The organism is Streptomyces sp. SGAir0957 (assembly GCF_043523415.1).
Genome location: NZ_CP027293.1, coordinates 5,477,836 through 5,497,020 on the forward strand (window position 1 = coordinate 5,477,836; position 19,185 = coordinate 5,497,020).

At 70.7% G+C, this 19,185-nt stretch carries 15 protein-coding genes and 2 tRNA genes; 12 read left to right on the forward strand and 5 right to left on the reverse strand.

All coding sequences use genetic code 11. The features are described from left to right. Window positions 1-229 precede the first annotated feature (229 nt). Window positions 230-1,414 carry a cation:proton antiporter gene (locus C1N81_RS29455; protein WP_394434116.1) on the reverse strand — a complete coding sequence of 395 codons (1,185 nt, stop codon included), beginning with the start codon at window positions 1,412-1,414 and terminating at the stop codon, window positions 230-232. A gap of 246 nt (window positions 1,415-1,660) precedes the next feature. Here C1N81_RS29455 and C1N81_RS29460 point away from each other — a divergent pair, with 246 nt between their 5' ends. From C1N81_RS29460 to C1N81_RS29470, 3 genes are all read left to right on the forward strand, one after another. Then, window positions 1,661-2,488: an ABC transporter ATP-binding protein gene (locus C1N81_RS29460; RefSeq protein WP_394434118.1), complete on the forward strand. Its 828-nt coding sequence runs from the start codon at window positions 1,661-1,663 to the stop codon at window positions 2,486-2,488. Then, window positions 2,488-4,944, forward strand: a complete 2,457-nt coding sequence (locus C1N81_RS29465) for an FtsX-like permease family protein (protein ID WP_394434120.1) — start codon at window positions 2,488-2,490, stop codon at window positions 4,942-4,944. The genes C1N81_RS29460 and C1N81_RS29465 overlap by 1 nt, the downstream gene beginning before the upstream one ends. 481 nt (window positions 4,945-5,425) lie before the next feature. Further along, complete coding sequence (locus tag C1N81_RS29470) at window positions 5,426-5,620, forward strand: hypothetical protein (protein ID WP_394434122.1); 195 nt, start codon at window positions 5,426-5,428, stop codon at window positions 5,618-5,620. 76 nt (window positions 5,621-5,696) lie between these two features. Here the strand turns inward: C1N81_RS29470 and C1N81_RS29475 are convergent. Then, window positions 5,697-5,767 (reverse strand) — tRNA-Gly (locus C1N81_RS29475). Window positions 5,768-5,938: 171 nt separating this feature from the next. On the opposite strand from C1N81_RS29475, the gene C1N81_RS29480 reads away from it, so the two are divergent. The 5 genes from C1N81_RS29480 (at window position 5,939) to clpX (ending at window position 10,735) form a co-directional block, all read left to right on the forward strand. Beyond that, a tRNA-Pro gene (locus tag C1N81_RS29480) sits at window positions 5,939-6,015 on the forward strand. A 173-nt stretch (window positions 6,016-6,188) separates the two neighbouring features. Continuing rightward, window positions 6,189-7,583, forward strand: coding sequence for a trigger factor (tig, locus tag C1N81_RS29485; RefSeq protein ID WP_394434124.1), 1,395 nt, complete (start codon window positions 6,189-6,191; stop codon window positions 7,581-7,583). Between the two features lie 372 nt (window positions 7,584-7,955). Further along, window positions 7,956-8,561: an ATP-dependent Clp protease proteolytic subunit gene (locus C1N81_RS29490; protein WP_394438312.1), complete on the forward strand. Its 606-nt coding sequence runs from the start codon at window positions 7,956-7,958 to the stop codon at window positions 8,559-8,561. A 71-nt stretch (window positions 8,562-8,632) separates the two neighbouring features. Further along, window positions 8,633-9,292 (forward strand): ATP-dependent Clp protease proteolytic subunit, encoded by a 660-nt coding sequence (locus C1N81_RS29495; protein ID WP_164303251.1) that lies wholly within the window; start codon window positions 8,633-8,635, stop codon window positions 9,290-9,292. A gap of 156 nt (window positions 9,293-9,448) precedes the next feature. Beyond that, the gene (gene clpX / locus C1N81_RS29500) at window positions 9,449-10,735 is read left to right on the forward strand and encodes an ATP-dependent Clp protease ATP-binding subunit ClpX (protein WP_394434125.1); all 1,287 of its coding nucleotides are present in this window, start codon (window positions 9,449-9,451) and stop codon (window positions 10,733-10,735) included. 67 nt (window positions 10,736-10,802) lie between these two features. Here clpX and C1N81_RS29505 read toward each other — a convergent pair whose 3' ends face one another. After that, window positions 10,803-11,786, reverse strand: a complete 984-nt coding sequence (locus C1N81_RS29505; RefSeq protein ID WP_394434127.1) for a hypothetical protein — start codon at window positions 11,784-11,786, stop codon at window positions 10,803-10,805. A 115-nt stretch (window positions 11,787-11,901) separates the two neighbouring features. Here C1N81_RS29505 and C1N81_RS29510 point away from each other — a divergent pair, with 115 nt between their 5' ends. Then, window positions 11,902-14,532, forward strand: coding sequence for a valine--tRNA ligase (locus tag C1N81_RS29510; protein WP_394434129.1), 2,631 nt, complete (start codon window positions 11,902-11,904; stop codon window positions 14,530-14,532). 108 nt (window positions 14,533-14,640) lie between these two features. Here the strand turns inward: C1N81_RS29510 and C1N81_RS29515 are convergent, their stop codons facing one another. Both C1N81_RS29515 and C1N81_RS29520 read right to left on the reverse strand, forming a co-directional pair. Further along, entirely contained in the window at window positions 14,641-15,189 is a 549-nt protein-coding gene (locus C1N81_RS29515) for a hypothetical protein (RefSeq protein ID WP_394434131.1), read from the reverse strand. 136 nt (window positions 15,190-15,325) lie between these two features. Next, on the reverse strand, window positions 15,326-16,336 hold the full coding sequence (locus C1N81_RS29520; RefSeq protein ID WP_394434133.1) for a rod shape-determining protein: 1,011 nt from the start codon (window positions 16,334-16,336) through the stop codon (window positions 15,326-15,328). Window positions 16,337-16,399: 63 nt separating this feature from the next. On the opposite strand from C1N81_RS29520, the gene C1N81_RS29525 reads away from it, so the two are divergent. From C1N81_RS29525 to ndk, 3 genes are all read left to right on the forward strand, one after another. Next, on the forward strand, window positions 16,400-17,944 hold the full coding sequence (locus C1N81_RS29525; RefSeq protein WP_394434136.1) for a bifunctional tetrahydrofolate synthase/dihydrofolate synthase: 1,545 nt from the start codon (window positions 16,400-16,402) through the stop codon (window positions 17,942-17,944). A 6-nt stretch (window positions 17,945-17,950) separates the two neighbouring features. Next, window positions 17,951-18,295 (forward strand): DUF4233 domain-containing protein, encoded by a 345-nt coding sequence (locus C1N81_RS29530; RefSeq protein ID WP_394434139.1) that lies wholly within the window; start codon window positions 17,951-17,953, stop codon window positions 18,293-18,295. Between the two features lie 249 nt (window positions 18,296-18,544). After that, entirely contained in the window at window positions 18,545-18,958 is a 414-nt protein-coding gene (ndk, locus tag C1N81_RS29535) for a nucleoside-diphosphate kinase (RefSeq protein WP_394434141.1), read from the forward strand. Window positions 18,959-19,185: the final 227 nt, after the last annotated feature.

The window sequence follows — 19,185 nt, forward strand, 5'->3', positions numbered from 1 at the left end:
CGCCGCGGGGGTGCGTCTCCGTCGCCGGGTGCGGGTCGCGTCGTGGCTGGTCGCGCAGTTCCCCGCGCCCCTGAAATGCGCACTGCGTGCGCCATTTCAGGGGCGCGGGAGCGTCCTCGGGGGAGGCGCGGCGAAGCCGCATGCCTCCAGGGGCGCGGGGAACTGCGCGACCAGCCACGACGCACGCGTCACCCGGCAACGAGACCCCGCCCCCACGGCGGGAGGCCGTTCACACCCCCGCCCGGACAGGGTCAAGCTCCGGCTCGGCCGCAACCTCCCGCCCCCCGGGCAACACCCGCGCCAACCAAGCGGAGCGCCCCGCCGCCAGCGGCCCAAGCACCGCAAGCACCAGCACATACCCCGCGATGAACGGCGACAGCCGCTCGTCGAGCCCCGCGCCGGCGGCCATGGTGGCCAGGATCAGGGCGAACTCCCCCCGCGCCAGAAGCGTCGTGGAGATGTTGGCCGCGGGCCCGGCCCCGAACCCGTACACCCGGGCCGCCCCGAGCCCCGCCAGCACGTTCATCACGAGCGTCACCGCGACAGCGGCGAGCACGGGCCAGACGACGGTCGGCAGGTCGCCGGGGTCGATGGAGAGCCCGAACGCGAAGAAGAAGATGGCGCCGAAGGCGTCCCGCAGCGGGTGCACCAGTTTGAGGATGCGCTCCCCGGACGTGGTGGAGCCGAGCATGAGGCCGACCATGAACGCCCCGATGGCGTCGGCGACCCCGAACCATTCCGAGACACCGGCGACGAAGACCGCCGCGCCGAGGAAGGAGATGACGAGGAGTTCGTCGTCCCGGGTGTTGAAGAGGGTGCCGACGACGCGCGTGCCGAACCGCGCCGCGAGGGCGAGCAGCAGCAGGAACCCGAACGCCTTGCCGCCGTCCATGACCGCCGCGGCGAGCGAGTCCGCGCCGGACAGGATGGGCTGGAGCGCCGCGAGGTACAGCGCCAGGAAGATGTCCTCGACGACGATGATGCCGAGGATCGGCTTCGTCTCGGGGTTGCCGAGCCGCCCGGTGTCCACGAGGACCTTGGTGACGATGGCGGACGAGGAGATGCCGAGCACCCCGGCGAGGACCAGAGCTTCGGAGGTGCCCCAGCCGAGGGCGAATCCGAAACCGAGGCCGGCGCCGACGTTCAGCGCGAGGTACGTCGCTCCGGCGACGGCCATCTTGCGGCCGCCCGCCTTGAGATCGTCGAGGTGGAATTCGAGGCCGAGGTAGAAGAGCAGCAACACCAGGCCGAGCGCGGAGAGCATCTCCAGTTCGTGCGGGTCGGAGACGAGCACGACGCCGGGTGTGTGCGGGCCGAGGAGGATCCCGGCCAGGATGAACAGGGGGATGGTGGGGAGTCCGATGCGCCCGCCGAGGCGCGCGAGGACGGCGGCGGCGAGAAAGGCGCCGCCCATGGCTATCAGGGTGTCCGCGTGTCCGATGGGCCCGTTCCTCTCTTGGTATTGGGCAAAGGGAAGGTCAAGAAAGCGTCAATACTTAGCTTACCAAAAGAGTTCTCCGGGGTCTCCGCCATCGACGGAGTGGGGTTCTCCCCACCCCCGATCCGCCAGCCGCCCTCATGGTCGCCGCAGGCCCCGTCTCCGTAGCGTCGAAGCACCGAAGCGATCCACTCGGCGACGAGGAAACGAAGGGCGGACCCCATGGGCCTGCGCAAGAAGCGGCGGCACGACCGGCCCCCGGCGGACCCGGCCCCCGCGACCACCGCCCCGGACCGGGCCGTGGAGCTGCGCGGAGTGCGCCGCACGTACGGCCGCGGGGCGGGCGCCGTCCACGCGCTGCGCGGAATCGATCTCGCCCTGCCCAGCGGCACGTTCACCGCCGTGATGGGTCCCTCCGGATCCGGCAAGTCGACCTTCCTGCAGTGCGCGGCGGGGCTCGACCGGCCCACCGACGGCACCGTCGCCCTCGGCGGCACCACGATCACCGGTATGAGCGAGAACAGGCTCACCGCCTTGCGCCGCACCCGCCTCGGCTTCGTCTTCCAGGCGTTCAACCTGCTGCCCAGCCTCACCGTCGAGCAGAACGTGCTGCTCCCGATGCGCCTCGCGGGCCTGCGTCCCGACAAGCGGCGCGCCGCCGAGGTGCTCGCCCAGGTCGGCCTCGACGGCCTGGGGCGGCGTCGCCCCGGCCAGCTCTCCGGCGGGCAGCAGCAGCGCGTCGCCATCGCCCGCGCCCTGGTCACCAGGCCGGACGTGATCTTCGCCGACGAGCCGACCGGCGCCCTGGACACCACCACGGCCGCCGAGATCCTGGGCCTCCTGCGCTCCGCCGTCGACCGGATGGGCGCCACCGTCGTCATGGTCACGCACGACCCGGTGGCCGCCGCCCACGCGGACCGCGTCCTCTTCCTCGCGGACGGCGCGCTCGTCGACCACCTGGAGGGTGCCGGAGCCGACCGCATCGCCGCCCGTATGCGCACCCTGGCGGCGCCCGCCCACGGGCCCGCCCCGGTGAAGGCGGCCGCCTGATGTTCCGTCCCAACGGCCTCGCCCGCGCTGCCGTCCGCTTCAAACCGGCGGCGTTCGCCGGCACGTTCGTCGCCCTCCTGATGTCCGCCCTGATCGTCTCGGCCTGCGGCATCCTCCTGGAGACGGGGATCCGCGCCTCGGTCCCCGCCGACCGGTACGCGGGCGCCCCCGTCGTGGTCGCCGCCGACCAGCGCGCCCACTACGTCGTCGGCTCCGGGGAGGACCGCTCGGACGAGGCGGTTCCGCTGCCGGACCACGCCCGTCTCGCCGACTCCCTCCTGGCGACGGCGGCCTCGGCGCCCGGCGCCCGTACGGCCGTCGCCGACCTGACGTACCCCGTGCACCACGACGGCGCGGCCGTCACCGCCCACAACTGGGGCTCCACCGCCTTCACCGGCGAGCGGCTGACGGCGGGCCGCGCCCCGCACCCCGGCGAGATCGTCATGGCGGGCACGCACGCCCGCCCCGGCGACCGCGTCAGCCTCACCACCCCCACCGGGCCCCACACGTACCGCGTCTCCGGCACCACCGGCGGTGCCCGCGCGACGGTCTGGCTCACGGACGCCGAGGCCCTCGCCGTCTCGGGACACCCGGGCCGCATCGACGCCATCGCCGTCCTGCCCGAGGACGGCGTCGCCGCCGCCGAACTGAAAGCCCAGGTGGCGAAGGTCCTGGCCGGCACCCCCGCCGCCCAGGTGCACACCGGCGACGACCGCGGCGCCGCCGAGGACGCCACGCTCGCCTACGGCAAGGAGGCGCTGATGGGCCTCGGCGGCTCGTTCGGCGGCGTCGCCACGGCCGTCGCCGTGTTCACCGCCGCCGGTACGGTCGCCCTCTCCGTCGGCCAGCGCGCCCGCGAATACGCCCTGCTGCGCGCCATCGGCACCACCCCGCGCCAGATCCGCCGCACCATCGCCACCGAGACCCTCCTCGTCGCCCCGCTCGCGGGCGCGCTCGGCTGCCTGCCCGGTGCCGCGCTCGCCCGCTGGTGGTTCGGCCAGCTCCAGGCGAAGGGCGCGGTGCCGGCCGCGGTCCAGCTCTCCGTCTCGTGGATCCCGCTGGTCACCGCCGTCGGCACGGCCGTCCTGACGGGCCTGCTCGCCGGGTACATGGCGGCCCGCCGCCCCTCCCGCATCAAGCCGGGGCAGGCCCTGGCCGAGGCGTCCGTCGAGCGGCTGCGGCCCGGCTGGATCCGCACGCCGCTCGGCGTCGCGGCGGCGGTCGGCGGCGTCTTCCTCGCGTTCCTCGCAGCCCGTCTGAGCGGCGACGACGCGGCCAACGCGGCGCTCGGCGTCGTCATGTGCTTCATGCTCGCCGTGGCGCTGCTCGGCCCGCTCGTCGCCCGCCTCGCCGCCGCGCTCTTCGGCCTCCCGCTGCGCGGCGGCGGCGCGCCCGCCGCGCTCGCCGCCGCCAACTCCCGCAGCAACGCGCGCCGCCTCGCCTCCGCGATCACCCCGATCGTCCTCGCGATGGCCTTCGCCTCGGTCCTGGTCTTCATGCACACGAGCGAGGACCACGCGGCGGCGGGCCAGCAGAGGGCGGGCATCACGGCCGACCACATCGTCACGGCGGACGGGGGCCTGGCCCCGGGATCGGTCGCCCGGGCCGCCAGGACGCCCGGCGTCACCTCCGCCGTCGGCCTGCTCAAGACCTCGGTCCTCGTCCCGGCGGGCTCCGGCGGCGACCGCTGGCTGGAGACCGCGTCGGCGCAGGCCGTCACCGGCACGGCCCGCGACCTCGCCCGCGTCCAGGACCTCAGGATCACCGACGGGGCGGTCGACCTCGCCGACCCGGACACCGTCGCCCTGGACGCCTCCCTCGCGCGCTCCGCCCACGTCCACGTCGGCGACCGCCTCGCCCTGCGCCTGCCCGACGGCACGAAGGCGTCCCCGAAGGTCTCGGCCACGTACGAGCGCGGCCTCGGCTTCTCCCAGGTCACCCTGGGACGTGCGGCCCTGACCGGGCACCTCACGAACCCCTACGACACCGAGGTCTGGACGAAGGGCGGCACGACCCGGGCGCTCGCCGCGCTCGGCACCCCGCTCGCCCGCGCCGACTACACGACCGCCCAGTCCCTGGACCGGGAACTCAATGCCTGGGCCAACACCACCATGGCCGCCGTTCTCGGCGGGTTCGCGGCGATCGCCGCCGTCAACACCCTGGTCATGACGGTCCTCGACCGGCGCCGCGAACTCGGCACCCTCCGCCTGATCGGCTCCACCCGCCGCCAGGTGCTCCGCATGATCCGCTGGGAGGCGCTCCTGGTGGCCTGCGCGGGCATCGTCCTCGGCACGGGCATCGCCCTCGCCACCCTCGTCCCGATGATGAACGGCCTCACCGGTGAGAACCCGTACGTCCCGCCCCTGCTGTACGCGTCCTTCGCGGGCACCGCCCTCCTCCTCGGCCTGGCGGCGACGGCACTGCCCGCGCGCGTGGCCCTGCGGAACGCCCGCTAGGCCCCTACGGGCATTTACAGGGGATGAGCAGTGCGAAAAAGGACGGATCGCACTGCGGACCGCACCACAAATCGGACCAGGGCCGCATCCGGAGATCTCTCTCGGAATGCGACGCACTCACGACCCGCCCGCAACGTCCATATTCGGCCGCGCCCTCCTGGGATTTCCTGTGACCGCGAAGCGGAGGAAATGCGGGAGAACCGGGACCGATATGCGGACGGCGGGCGCCCGTCGCCCGCGCCGCCATGGAAACGATCAAGCCGATTTCGGCGCCGCCCCACCCCCCTCGGCAGCCCCCTCGACGTGCGCGGCTCATATGCCACAAGGGCAGTACGGCCCCGCGCACCCGCGCGCGCGTGGCCGACGTTACGTCACCGACCGCATACAGAAGCTCTGTTGGTGGCACGATGGTTCTGGCGGGGGGAGTGTGGGGCTGAGCCCCCCGGGCCGGGAGAGCGGACCGACCTAGGGTGTGATCAGTGTGGCCATTTCGCTGTCAGTGGTGCTGTTGTTGGCGATCGTCCTCGTGGTGCTGATGCGCGGCGGCTCGATCAAGGCGGGGCCCGCCGTGGTGGCGGTCCTCTTCGGCTTCTTCCTGGCCTCGACCGGAATGGCGCCCGCGATCAACAACTTCCTCAACTCCGTCGCGAGCAGCATCAGCGCCATAAAGTTCTGAGCGCCGGCGGCGGATCCCGGAAAGCACTCAAGGCCAGGCAGAGAGCGAATCTCTGACCTGGCCCTGAAGCATGAAGAGCGGGCGACGGGAATCGAACCCGCGTAGCTAGTTTGGAAGACTAGTGCTCTACCATTGAGCTACGCCCGCACAGCGCGTACCCAGGTCGGCGAAGTCGTCGACCCGCGGCACACCAGGCATCGTAGCGGGTCGGCGGACCCTCCCGCACACCCCGTTCCCGCGCACCGGCGCACACCCCCCTGCGCGCCGTAATACGGCGTCCGCACTGCCTGCGGGCATGTACCCTACGTGTCGCACCGACGGGGTGTGGCGCAGCTTGGTAGCGCGTCCGCTTTGGGAGCGGAAGGCCGTGGGTTCAAATCCCGCCACCCCGACCAGCGTTGCCGCGGCGACACGACGACCGCGGATCCTCCACGGGCGTCCTCGCCGGAACGAACCCCAAGATCGCATTGTGGGTGTGCTCCGGCGTGCCGTTACTATGCAAGCTGCATGCCCGTGTGTCTCTAAGCCGGGCACGATCCCTAAAGTCAGCCCCCAAGGAGACCGAACCGTGAAGAGCGCCGTCGAGACCCTGAACCCGACCCGGGTTCGGCTCAGCATTGAGGTGCCCTTCGAGGAGCTCAAGGACAGCCTCGACGCGGCGTACAAGAAGATCAACCAGCAGGTCACGGTGAAGGGCTTCCGCAAGGGCAAGATCCCCGCCCGCGTCATCGACCAGCGGTTCGGCCGCGGTGCGGTCCTGGAGGAGGCGGTCAACGACGCGCTTCCGAAGTTCTACACCGACGCGGTCAACGAGGCGGAGCTCAACGTCCTGGGCCAGCCCGAGGTCGACATCACGGAGCTGAAGGACGGCGAGACGCTGAACTTCACCGCCGAGGTCGACGTCCGCCCGGCCATCGAGATCCCGGACTACTCCGGCATCGAGGTCGAGGTCGACGCCGTCGAGGTCACCGACGAGGACGTCGAGAAGTCCGTGGAGCAGCTCCGCGACCGCTTCGCCTCGACCTCCCCGGTCGAGCGCGCCGCCGAGGACGGCGACGTCGTCACCATCGACCTGGAGGCCAAGGTCGAGGGCGAGGTCCTCGAGGACGGCGTCGCCTCCGGCGTCTCCTACACCATCGGCTCCGGCGAGCTCCTCGACGGCATCGACGACGCCGTCAAGGGCCTGGAGGCCGGTGGCGAGGCCACCTTCACCTCCGAGCTGAAGGGCGGCTCCGCCGAGGGCAAGGAGGCCGAGGTCACCGTCAAGGTCACCCAGGTCGCCGCCCGCGAACTCCCGGCCCTGGACGACGAGTTCGCCCAGCTCGCCTCCGAGTTCGACACCCTCGACGAGCTGAAGGCCGACAGCCGCAAGCGCCTCGAGAACATGAAGCAGTACGACCAGGCCACGCAGGCCCAGGAGCGCGTCCTGGAGAAGCTGCTCGAGCTGGTCGAGGTCCCCGTCCCCGAGAAGCTGCTCGAGGACGAGGTCAACACCCGCAAGCACAACCTGGAGCACCACCAGCTCGGCCAGATGGGCCTCGACCTCGAGAAGTACCTCGAGATCCAGGGCAAGACGGCCGAGGAGTTCGACGCCGAGACCCGCGAGCAGGCGGTCAAGGGCATCAAGACGCAGTTCGTCCTCGACGAGCTCGTCAACAAGGAGAAGCTGAACGTGAACCAGGAGGAGCTCACCGAGCACCTCATGCGTCGCGCCGCCTCCTCCGGCATGTCCCCCGACCAGTTCGCCCAGGCCGTCGTCGAGGGTGGCCAGGTCCCGATGCTCGTCGGCGAGGTCGCCCGCGGCAAGGCCCTGGCCGTCGTGGTCGAGGCCGCCACGGTGAAGGACACCAACGGCGAGGTCGTCGACCTCGAGGACGACGAGGAGGAGACCACGGAGGCCGCTGAGGCCACCGAGGCCGCCGCCGAGACCTCCGGTGAGGCCCAGGAGAAGTCCGAGGCCTGATCTTCGCACCAGCACCATGTGACAGGCCCCCGGGACATCGGTCCCGGGGGCCTGTCGCGCCCCGCCAGGGGCGCGGGGAACTGCGCGACCGGCCACGTACAACCCGCACCCGCCGTGGGCGCTCAGAGGGGCAGACGCGTCCGCGCGCCCGGTGGGGGCTGAGCACGCAGTTCCCCGCGCCCCGGGCGGGGCACGTACACCCTGCGCTCACAGCGAACAGCTGACTTCGCGGGATTCCCCGAAGGACCCCGCGCGTTAGGGTCCATGAATACGAGGGCAGGGGAGTCCCCGAGCGAGGGCCCCGGCCTCAGTAAGAGACGCGAGACGGCACGAGGCCGTCAGAGACGAGCAGGTGGATACGTGACGAATCTGATGCCTTCCGCCGCCGGCGAGCCGTCCATCGGTGGTGGCCTCGGCGACCATGTCTACAACCGACTGCTCGGCGAGCGGATCATCTTCCTCGGCCAGCAGGTCGACGACGACATCGCGAACAAGATCACCGCCCAGATGCTGCTCCTTGCCGCCGACCCGGACAAGGACATCTACCTCTACATCAACAGCCCCGGTGGCTCGGTGACGGCCGGCATGGCGATCTACGACACCATGCAGTACATCCCGAACGACGTCATCACCATCGGCATGGGCATGGCCGCCTCGATGGGCCAGTTCCTGCTGACCGGCGGCACGGCGGGCAAGCGCTTCGCGCTGCCGCACACCGACATCCTGATGCACCAGGGCTCCGCGGGCATCGGCGGTACGGCCTCGGACGTCAAGATCCAGGCCGAGTACCTGCTGCGCACGAAGCAGCGGATGGCCGAGATCACCGCCCGGCACTCCGGCCAGACGGTCGAGGCGATCATCCGGGACGGCGACCGCGACCGCTGGTTCACCACCGAGGAGGCCAAGGAGTACGGCCTCATCGACGAGATCATCTCTGCCGCTACGGGTGTTCCGGGCGGCGGCGGCACGGGCGCCTGATTCGGTCCGGACCGAACTCAGCGCCGGCCCCCAAGCCCTCTGCCTCCCTCACCAGGACGGAACACCGAGACATGAACAACATCCCCGGCAGCGGCCTCTACACCGGCCCGCAGGTCGACAACCGCTATGTGATCCCGCGCTTCGTCGAGCGCACCTCGCAGGGCGTGCGTGAGTACGACCCGTACGCGAAGCTCTTCGAGGAGCGCGTGATCTTCCTCGGCGTGCAGATCGACGACGCGTCCGCCAACGACGTCATGGCGCAGCTCCTGTGCCTGGAGTCGATGGACCCGGACCGCGACATCTCGATCTACATCAACAGCCCCGGTGGCTCGTTCACGGCCCTCACGGCCATCTACGACACGATGCAGTTCGTGAAGCCGGACATCCAGACGGTCTGCATGGGCCAGGCCGCCTCGGCCGCCGCCGTGCTGCTCGCCGCGGGCACCCCCGGCAAGCGCATGGCCCTGCCGAACGCGCGCGTGCTGATCCACCAGCCCTCCGGCGGCACAGGCCGTGAGCAGCTCTCCGACCTGGAGATCGCGGCCAACGAGATCCTCCGGATGCGGACGCAGCTGGAGGAGATGCTGGCCAAGCACTCGACGACCCCGCTGGAGAAGATCAGCGAGGACATCGAGCGTGACAAGATCCTCACGGCCGAGGACGCACTCGCGTACGGCCTGGTCGACCAGATCATCTCGACGCGCAAGATGAACAACGAGGCAATCGCCTGACAAGGCGTTGTATCGTCTGCCACTCCCCGGCACGGTTCACGTAAGAAGTGAACCGTGCCAAGGGGGGCCCGAACGGGGGGCCCGGCAAGGTACCGTCGGATACAGGCACCAGGAGCCGCTGAACGTGGCGTCTCCCAGGCGAAGGGGAAGCACCTCGTGGCACGCATCGGTGACGGCGGCGATCTGCTCAAGTGCTCGTTCTGCGGAAAGAGCCAGAAGCAGGTCAAGAAGCTCATCGCAGGCCCCGGTGTATACATCTGCGACGAGTGCATCGACCTCTGCAACGAGATCATCGAGGAAGAGCTCGCGGAGACCAGCGAAGTGCGTTGGGAAGAACTTCCCAAGCCGCGCGAGATCTACGAGTTCCTCGAGGGCTACGTCGTAGGCCAGGAGGCCGCCAAGAAGGCGCTCTCCGTGGCGGTCTACAACCACTACAAGCGCGTCCAGGCCGGCGAGAACGGCGGGGCGGCGGGCCGTGACGACGCGATCGAGCTCGCGAAGTCCAACATCCTGCTCCTCGGCCCGACCGGCTCGGGCAAGACGCTCCTCGCGCAGACACTCGCCCGGATGCTGAACGTGCCGTTCGCCATCGCCGACGCGACCGCGCTGACGGAGGCCGGCTATGTCGGCGAGGACGTCGAGAACATCCTCCTGAAGCTCATCCAGGCCGCCGACTACGACGTCAAGAAGGCCGAGACGGGCATCATCTACATCGACGAGATCGACAAGGTGGCCCGCAAGTCGGAGAACCCGTCGATCACGCGCGACGTGAGCGGCGAGGGCGTCCAGCAGGCCCTCCTCAAGATCCTCGAAGGCACGACGGCCTCGGTGCCGCCGCAGGGCGGGCGCAAGCACCCGCACCAGGAGTTCATCCAGATCGACACGACGAACGTGCTGTTCATCGTCGGCGGCGCCTTCGCCGGTCTGGAGAAGATCATCGAGTCGCGGGCCGGCGCCAAGGGCATCGGCTTCGGCGCGACCATCCACTCCAAGCGCGAGCTGGAGGAGAAGGACCAGTTCCAGGAGGTCATGCCGGAGGACCTGGTGAAGTTCGGGATGATCCCCGAGTTCATCGGCCGCCTCCCCGTGATCACCTCGGTCCACAACCTCGACCGCGAAGCGCTCCTCCAGATCCTCGTCGAGCCGCGCAACGCGCTGGTCAAGCAGTACCAGCGCCTCTTCGAACTCGACGGCGTCGAGTTGGACTTCGAGCGCGAGGCCCTGGAAGCCATCGCCGACCAGGCGATCCTGCGCCGCACGGGCGCGCGTGGCCTCCGCGCCATCATGGAGGAAGTCCTCCAGTCGGTGATGTACGAGGTCCCGTCCCGCAAGGACGTCGCCCGCGTCGTCATCACCGCGGACGCCGTTCACTCGAACGTGAACCCGACGCTGATTCCGCGGGATGCGCGGGGCGGCGGCAGCGGCGAGCAGAAGTCGGCGTAGCCGCCGCACCGGCAGACATGCGAAGAGGGGCCCCGGACGGGGCCCCTCTTCTGCGCGTTCAGCGGCTTCACGCCGGGACGCGGATCTCCTTGCGGAGCTTCGCGGCGATGTCGGCGGACGACTTCAGGTCGGGCGCCTTACCGCTCATCACGTCCGCGATCTCCATCGAGACGACGGTCGACAGCGTGCTGTGGTCGCTCCAGATGCACACGGGCATGCGCATCTCCTTGGGCGCCGCGGCACCGGCGGCCGCATTCTCGCCGGGCTCGAACTTCATCTCCTGGCACTTCAGGACGTAGTCGTCCGTGCTGTAGTTGGTCGGGCTGCCGACGAGCGTGGCCTTGCCGTCCTTGCCGCCACTGCCCTTGGCGATCTCCAGCGCGCCCTTCTCGAACATGCCGTCGACGAGCTTGCCCGGGTCGTCGATCTCGCCGTACGCGCCCCGGAACTGCAGCACCTTGCCGCCCAGCGGGTTGGAGGCGTCCTTGACGGTGTAGGAGCCGTCGACCGGCTTGCCGTTCTTCAGGCCGTCCTTCTCGGCGTCCTTCATGTCGTCCGCGTCGAAACCGCCCGACGAGGACGAGTCCTTCTGGTACTCGCTCAGCACCGTCGCCGGAGCGGTCAGCTTGTGCGGGCCGTCGTCGGCGACCGAGACACCACTGCCACCGCCCCCGCCGAACACGAAGTACGCGCCCACGCCGACCGCCGCGACCACCGCGACCACGCCGATGATCAGGCCCGTCTTCTTGTTGCCGCCGCCCTGCGGCGGGGCCGGCGGGTACTGGCCGTACGGGTCGCCGGGCTGCTGCCCGTAGGGGCCCGGCTGCTGCGGCTGGCTGTAGGGCTGCTGCTGCGGCGGGACCCCGGGCGGGGCCTGCTGCGGGTAGCCGTATCCCGGCTGCGGTGCCTGCTGCGGGTACCCGTAGCCGGGCTGCGGAGCCTGCGGCTGCTGTCCGTACGGTCCGGGCTGTTGCGGCTGCTGGCCGTAAGGCCCGGGCTGCTGGGGCTGCTGCGGCTGGCCTCCGTAGGGGCCCGGCTGGTTGTAGCTCATCGTCTGGGTTCCTCCCCGCTGCTTATGTGCTCCCGACATCCTGACGTACGCGCGTGCGGTTCGTTCCCCCGGAATCGGTTTCAGTACGGGACTGTGACCCCTCTAAACTGACCCCGTGACCGAGAACTCTCAGCAGCAGAACCCAGCGCCCACCACCGAACTGCCGACCCAGTACGCGCCGGCCGAGGTAGAGGGGGCGCTGTACGAGCGCTGGGTAGAGCGCGGCTACTTTACCGCTGACGCGAAGAGCGAGAAGCCGCCGTACACGATCGTCATCCCGCCGCCGAACGTGACGGGCTCGCTCCACCTCGGGCACGCGTTCCAGCACACGCTGATGGACGCCCTGACGCGCCGCAAGCGCATGCAGGGGTTCGAGGCGCTGTGGCTGCCGGGCATGGACCACGCCGGTATCGCGACGCAGAACAAGGTCGAGCAGCAGCTCGCCGAGGAGGGCAAGTCGCGGCAGGACCTGGGCCGCGAGGAGTTCGTCGAGCGTGTCTGGCAGTGGAAGCAGGAGTACGGCGGGAAGATCCTCGGCCAGATGCGCCGCCTCGGAGACGGCGTCGACTGGTCGCGTGAGCGGTTCACGATGGACGAGGGTCTGTCGCGCGCCGTCCAGACCATCTTCAAGCGGCTCTTCGACGACGAGCTGATCTACCGCGCCGAGCGCATCATCAACTGGTGCCCGCGCTGTCTGACCGCCATCTCGGACATCGAGGTGGACTACCAGGACGACGACGGCGAGCTGGTCTCGCTGAAGTACGGCGAGGGCGACCAGAGCGTCGTCGTCGCGACCACGCGGGTCGAGACGATGCTCGGTGACACCGCGGTGGCCGTCCACCCGGACGACGCGCGGTACGCGCACCTCATCGGCAAGCGCATCAAGCTGCCGCTGACGGACCGCACGATCCCGGTCGTCGCCGACGAGCACGTCGACCCGGAGTTCGGGACCGGCGCCGTCAAGGTGACGCCCGCCCACGACCCGAACGACTTCGCGATCGGGCAGCGCCACGACCTCGAGACCATGACGATCATGGACGAGCGCGGGGTCATCACGGTCCCGGGCCCGTTCCAGGGCCTCGACCGGTTCGAGGCGCGCTCGGCCATCGTGGACGCCATGCGTCAGCAGGGCCGCGTCGTCGCCGAGAAGCGCCCGTACGTCCACTCCGTGGGGCACTGCTCGCGCTGCCGGACCACCATCGAGCCGCGCCTGTCGCTGCAGTGGTGGGTCAAGGTCGAGACGCTGGCGAAGGCCGCCGGTGACGCGGTCCGCGACGGCCGTGTCACGCTCCACCCCAAGGAGATGGAGAAGCGGTACTTCGACTGGGTCGACAACCTCAACGACTGGTGCATCTCGCGCCAGCTGTGGTGGGGCCACCGGATTCCGGTCTGGTACGGGCCCGAGGGTGAAGTCGTCTGCGTCGGGCCCGACGAGCAGCCGCCGGGTACCGAGGCCGAGGGCTGGACGCAGGACGAGGACGTCCTCGACACCTGGTTCTCCTCCGGGCTCTGGCCGTTCTCGACGCTCGGCTGGCCCGAGCAGACGCCGGACCTGGAGAAGTTCTACTCGACCGATGTCCTGCTCACCGGCCACGACATCATCTTCTTCTGGGTCGTCCGGATGATGATGTTCGGCCTGTACGCGATGGACGGCGAGGTCCCGTTCAAGACGGTCGCCCTGACCGGTCTCGTCCGCGACGAGAACGGCAAGAAGATGTCGAAGTCGTTCGGCAACGTGGTGGACCCGCTGGACTGGATGGACAAGTACGGCTCCGACGCGCTGCGCTTCACGCTCGCGCGCGGCGCCAACCCGGGCACCGACGTCCCGATCGGCGAGGACTGGGTCCAGGCGTCCCGCAACTTCGCCAACAAGATCTGGAACGCCACGCGCTTCGCGATGATGAACGGCGCGACGATCGAGGGCCCGCTGCCCGAGCCGGAGCGGATGACGGCCACCGACCGGTGGATCCTGTCGCGCCTGAACAAGACGGTCGCCGAGGTCGACGCGTTCTACGACGACTACCAGTTCGCCAAGGTCTCGGACGCGCTGTTCCACTACGCGTGGGACGAGGTCTTCGACTGGTACGTCGAGCTGTCGAAGACGACGTTCATGGCGGGCGGCGAGCCGGCGAAGGTGTCGAGCCGGGTCCTCGGCGAGGTCCTGGACGTGACGCTGCGCCTCCTCCACCCGATCGTGCCGTTCGTCACCGAGACGCTGTGGACGACGCTGACCGGCCGCGAGTCCATCGTGATCGCCGACTGGCCCGAGGACAGTGGCTTCCGGGACGACGCCGCCGAGCGGGAGATCGAGACGCTCCAGCGGGTCGTCACCGAGGTCCGCCGCTTCAAGGGTGAGCAGGGTCTCAAGGCGGGCCAGCGCGTCCCGGCGCGGCTCACGCTCGACGGCACGGCGCTCGCTTCGCACGAGACGGCCATCCGCCAGCTGCTCAAGCTCCAGCCCGAGGGCGAGGAGTTCCAGGCGACGGCGACGCTGCCGGTGGCCGGTGCCGAGGTGGCGCTCGACCTGTCCGGCGCCATCGACGTGGCCGCCGAGCGCAAGCGCCTCGCCAAGGACCTCGCCGCCGCCGAGAAGGACAAGGCGCAGGCCGAGGGCAAGCTGGGCAACGAGAAGTTCCTCGGCAAGGCCCCCGAGAAGGTCGTCGAGGGCATCCGCGCCCGCCTCGCCAAGGCGGACGAGGACATCGCCCGCATCCAGGCACAGCTGGAGCGCCTGCCGCAGGCGTGACAAGTAACAAGTAACAAGTACGTGACAAGTAACAAGTAACAAGTAGCTGTGTGACCGAAGGCCCCGGAACCGAACCGTTCCGGGGCCTTCGGCTGTGCCGTGCCGCCGTCAGGCCGTGCTCAGCCCCAGGCGCCGCAGCTCCACGTCCGCGAGGGCCGCGAGCACCGCCGGGTCCGCCTCCCGCCACCCCTCGGCGAGGCGGCCGGGCCCCGCGTCGGTGAAGCGGGCTAGTTCGTCGAGGGGGCGGACCAGGGCGCGCAGGGCGAGGAGTTCCCGGCCGTCCTCCGTGGCGGCCAGTTCGCGGGCGGCGGCGGCCTGCCGGGTCCAGCGGACGCGCCGGGGCAGCCACAGCGCGAGCAGCAGCCCGACCGGGACGACGAACAGCGCGGCCGCCGCCAGCACGGCGAGGGCCTGCACGGGCGCGGTCCCGCTCGGCGCGGCGTCGGCGAGCCGGCCCCCTGCCTCGTGCAGGGTGCCGGTCATCCGGGGCCCGAGCAGCGGGAGCTCGGCGCGGTCGTGCGGGGCGGGCCCGTCGGGGAGGCTGATGAGCCGGTGCGCGGTCACCGCGGCCCCCGCCCACAGGGCGATCCAGAGCAGGGCCGCGCCGTCGCCGATGATCTGCCGTGCGCGGCGGCCGGGTTGATGTGCGTACCACATGGCCCGATGGGTACACCGGGCGCGCGGGCCGAACGGGTCACCGCGCCGAACGCCCGCGCGAAGATCCGCCGATGGGCCCTACGCCGCCCGGCGGGACCCGCGTCGCCCGGCGGATCCCGCGTCGCCCGGCGGGGGCCTAGGCCGCGCTCATCACCCGCTGCAACTCGTCGAAGTCGTCGACGCAGCGCCCGCAGCCCATGGCGACGCTGTGCAGCGGATCCTCCGCGACGAACACGGGGATGCCGGTCGCGGACGTCAGGCGCAGGTCGAGGCCGGGCAGCAGGGCGCCGCCGCCGGTCAGGACGATGCCGTGCTCCATGATGTCGCCGGACAGCTCGGGCGGGCACTCCTCCAGGGTGGCGCGGACGGCGGCGATGATCGCCTCGACCGGCTCGTCGAGCGCGGCCCGCACCTCCTGCACGCTCAGGTCGACGGTCTTCGGCAGCCCGCGGACCTTCTCGCGCCCGCGCACGGTGAACGCCCGCATCTCGAACGCCTCCTCGCCGGGCACGGGCCACGCCGAACCGATGGCGACCTTGACGTCCTCGGCGGTGCGTTCCCCGATGAGCAGGCCGTGCGCCTTGCGTACGTGGTCGGTGACGGCCTCGTCGAGCCGGTCGCCGCCGACCCGCAGCGACTGCGCGGTGACGACGCCGCCCAGCGAGATGACGGCGACCTCGGTCGTGCCGCCGCCGATGTCGACGACCATCGAGCCGCGCGGATCGGCCACCGGCAGACCCGCGCCGATCGCCGCCGCCATCGGCTCCTCGATCAGGTGCACGGCGCGCGCCCCGGACCGCTGGGCGGCGTGCACGATGGCGCGCCGCTCGACGGGCGTGACGCCGCTGGGCACGCACACGACCATCCGGGTCCGCGGACGGCGCCCCGGCACGGCCTTGCGCACCAGGTGCCGGATCATCTCCTCGGCGGCCTCGTAGTCGCTGATGACGCCGGAGCGCAGGGGCCGGATGGCGGTGATCGTGCCGGGGGTCCGGCCGATGGTCTCCTTCGCCTCGCTGCCGACGGCGAGCACGCCGCCGCGGCCGCCCTCCCTGACGGCTACGACGGAGGGCTCGTTCAGCACGATGCCCTGACCGCGTACGTAGACAAGTGTGTTGGCGGTGCCGAGATCAATGCCTATGTCCATGATCGCCAAGTTTGCCATGGGTGGTGCGGTCGGCGCTGCCGACGCCTCCGTAGACTGGCGTACGTGAGTGACCTCCCCCCGCGCGACAGCAGCGACGACGAGCCCGCCGGCGAGCCCGGCCCCGACGCCTTGGACGCCTTCGAGGAGATCGTGGGCGCCGAGACCGACCGCGACCCCGACCTCGCGGTGATCGAGGCGGGCAGCCGCACCCTGCGCGCCCGGGGCGGCGCCCCGCAGGGCGACGACGTTCCCGCGCGCCCGCAGGACCCCGAGGTGGAGAAGGCGCTGCGCGCCGTCGAGGCCGACCTCGCCACCCGTTGGGGCGAGACGAAGCTGGAGCCGTCCGTCGCCCGGATCGCCGCCCTGATGGACGTGCTCGGCGAGCCGCAGCGCGCGTACCCCTCCATCCACATCACGGGCACGAACGGCAAGACGTCCACGGCCCGCATGATCGAGGCGCTCCTCGCCGCCTTCGACCTGCGCACCGGCCGCTACACGTCGCCGCACGTCCAGTCGGTCACCGAGCGCATCAGCCTGGACGGCGCCCCGATCCCGTACGAGCGCTTCATCGAGACGTTCGACGACATCAAGCCGTACGTCGAGATGGTCGACGCGCAGCAGGAGTACCGGCTCTCCTTCTTCGAGGTCCTGACGGGCATGGCGTACGCGGCGTTCGCCGACGCGCCCGTGGACGTCGCGGTCGTCGAGGTCGGCATGGGCGGCAGCTGGGACGCGACGAACGTGATCGACGGCTCCGTCGCCGTCATCACCCCCATCGACCTCGACCACACGGACCGGCTCGGCTCCACGCCCGGCGAGATCGCGGGCGAGAAGTCCGGGATCATCAAGCAGGACGCGACCGTGATCATGGCGCAGCAGCCGGTCGACGCGGCGCAGGTGATCCTCAAGAAGGCCGTCGAGAAGGACGCGACGGTCGCGCGCGAGGGCCTGGAGTTCGGCGTCGTCGCGCGCCAGGTCGCCGTCGGCGGCCAGCTCGTGACCCTGCGCGGGCTCGGCGGGGAGTACGAGGAGATCTTCCTTCCCCTGCACGGCGCGCACCAGGCGCACAACGCGGCGGTGGCGCTCGCCGCGGTCGAGGCGTTCTTCGGCATCGGCTCGCAGCACGCGCGGCCGCTCGACATCGACACGATCCGCACGGCGTTCGCCTCCGTCACCTCGCCGGGCCGCCTGGAGGTCGTGCGGCGCTCGCCGACCGTCGTCCTCGACGCCGCGCACAACCCCGCGGGGGCGCGGGTCACCGCCGAGGCGATCAGCGAGGTCTTCGACTTCAGCCGGCTCATCGGCGTCGTCGGGGCGAGCGCGGACAAGAACGTACGGGAGCTCCTGGAGGCGTTCGAGCCGATCTTCGCGGAGATCGTCGTCACGCGGAACTCCAGCCACCGGGCGATGGACGCGGATGAGCTGGCCGGGATCGCCGTGGAGGTCTTCGGGGACGAGCGGGTGCAGGTCGAGCCGCGGCTCGACGACGCGTTGGAGGCCGCGATCACTCTTGCCGAGGAAGAGGGCGAGTTCGCGGGCGGGGGAGTGCTCGTCACCGGGTCCGTGATCACGGTCGGCGAGGCCAGGCTGTTGCTGGGGAAGGGCTGATCCGCTGTGCGTACGTTGTGTTCCTCGACCCTGATCGGTGAGTTCTTCGTCATCGGGTTCGCCGGGCTCGTGGCGATGAAGGACCCTGACCTGTCCTCCGGTGTGGTGTGGACGGTGTGCGGGGTGGCCATGGTGGTGAGCGTGCTGCTGTGCGGTGTGCTGTCGCGGCCCGGGGGTGTGCAGGCGGGGTGGGCGCTTCAGGTCGCCTTGGTCCTGAGCGGGTTCTGGGTGCCGCTGATGTTCTTCATGGGGGTCGTGTTCGCCGCCCTTTGGTGGGCCTCGGTCCATTTCGGTCGGAAGATCGACGAGGCGAAGGCCCGCTGGGCAGAGCAGGGATCCAGCGCCGCGTAGCGACTGTCCGTCGCGGGGTGCGGGTTGCGTCGTGGCGGGTCCCGCAGTTCCCCGCGCCCCTGGAATGCGCACTACGTGCGGCATTCCTCCTGGGGAGCTGCGGCGAAGCCGCATGCTCCAGGGGCGCGGGGAACTGCGCGACCAGCCTCAACGAGACCCGCACCCGGCAACCTCCCGGCAGGGGCACGGCGCGTGGCCTGTAATCTCGGGCGCACCGCACCAACAGGCCGCACAAGGAGTCCAGCCAACATGACCCAGCGCACGCTCGTCCTGCTCAAGCCCGACGCGGTCCGCCGCGGCCTGATCGGCGAGATCGTCGGCCGTATCGAGCGCAAGGCGGGCTGGACGATCAGCGCCCTGGAGCTGCGCAGCCTGAGCCAGGAGACGCTGGAGCAGCACTACGGCGAGCACCAGGGCAAGCCGTTCTACGAGCCGCTGGTCGCGTTCATGTCGTCGGGCCCGGTCGTCGCCCTCGTCGTCGAGGGTGAGCGCGTGATCGAGGGTGTACGCCAGTTGGCGGGTCCGACGGACCCGATCGCGGCGGCCCCGGGTTCGATCCGCGGCGACTTCGGTGTCATCGTCCGGGAGAACCTGATCCACGCCTCGGACTCGGAGGAGTCCGCCGCGCGCGAGCTGAAGATTTTCTTCCCGGGCCTGGTCTGAGCCCTGTTCGGGCGGTCCGGTCTCGCCCCTTGAGACGGCCCGTAACAACTTTCTGACGCCTCGTCAGTCGCCTGCCGCGACTGACCTGGAGCGGCCCGAGAAATTGGGCCGCTCTTTGGCATATGCGGCCCGATCGGGGGAACGCAACCCTCCATCGGCACGTCCCCATTAGCGGGGCGGGGGTTCATCTGCTGACAATGGCGAAGACCCTCGCGCCGTGCCCGTGC

What these genes read in the sequence shown, in the direction of transcription:
- C1N81_RS29455 (WP_394434116.1), bottom strand. Translation starts at nt 1,414, where the DNA reads ATGGGCGGCGCCTTTCTCGCCGCCGCCGTCCTCGCGCGCCTCGGCGGG.
- C1N81_RS29460 (WP_394434118.1), top strand. Translation starts at nt 1,661, where the DNA reads ATGGGCCTGCGCAAGAAGCGGCGGCACGACCGGCCCCCGGCGGACCCG.
- C1N81_RS29465 (WP_394434120.1), top strand. Translation starts at nt 2,488, where the DNA reads ATGTTCCGTCCCAACGGCCTCGCCCGCGCTGCCGTCCGCTTCAAACCG.
- C1N81_RS29490 (WP_394438312.1), top strand. Translation starts at nt 7,956, where the DNA reads ATGCCTTCCGCCGCCGGCGAGCCGTCCATCGGTGGTGGCCTCGGCGAC.
- C1N81_RS29495 (WP_164303251.1), top strand. Translation starts at nt 8,633, where the DNA reads ATGAACAACATCCCCGGCAGCGGCCTCTACACCGGCCCGCAGGTCGAC.
- C1N81_RS29505 (WP_394434127.1), bottom strand. Translation starts at nt 11,786, where the DNA reads ATGAGCTACAACCAGCCGGGCCCCTACGGAGGCCAGCCGCAGCAGCCC.
- C1N81_RS29515 (WP_394434131.1), bottom strand. Translation starts at nt 15,189, where the DNA reads ATGTGGTACGCACATCAACCCGGCCGCCGCGCACGGCAGATCATCGGC.
- C1N81_RS29520 (WP_394434133.1), bottom strand. Translation starts at nt 16,336, where the DNA reads ATGGACATAGGCATTGATCTCGGCACCGCCAACACACTTGTCTACGTA.
- ndk (WP_394434141.1), top strand. Translation starts at nt 18,545, where the DNA reads ATGACCCAGCGCACGCTCGTCCTGCTCAAGCCCGACGCGGTCCGCCGC.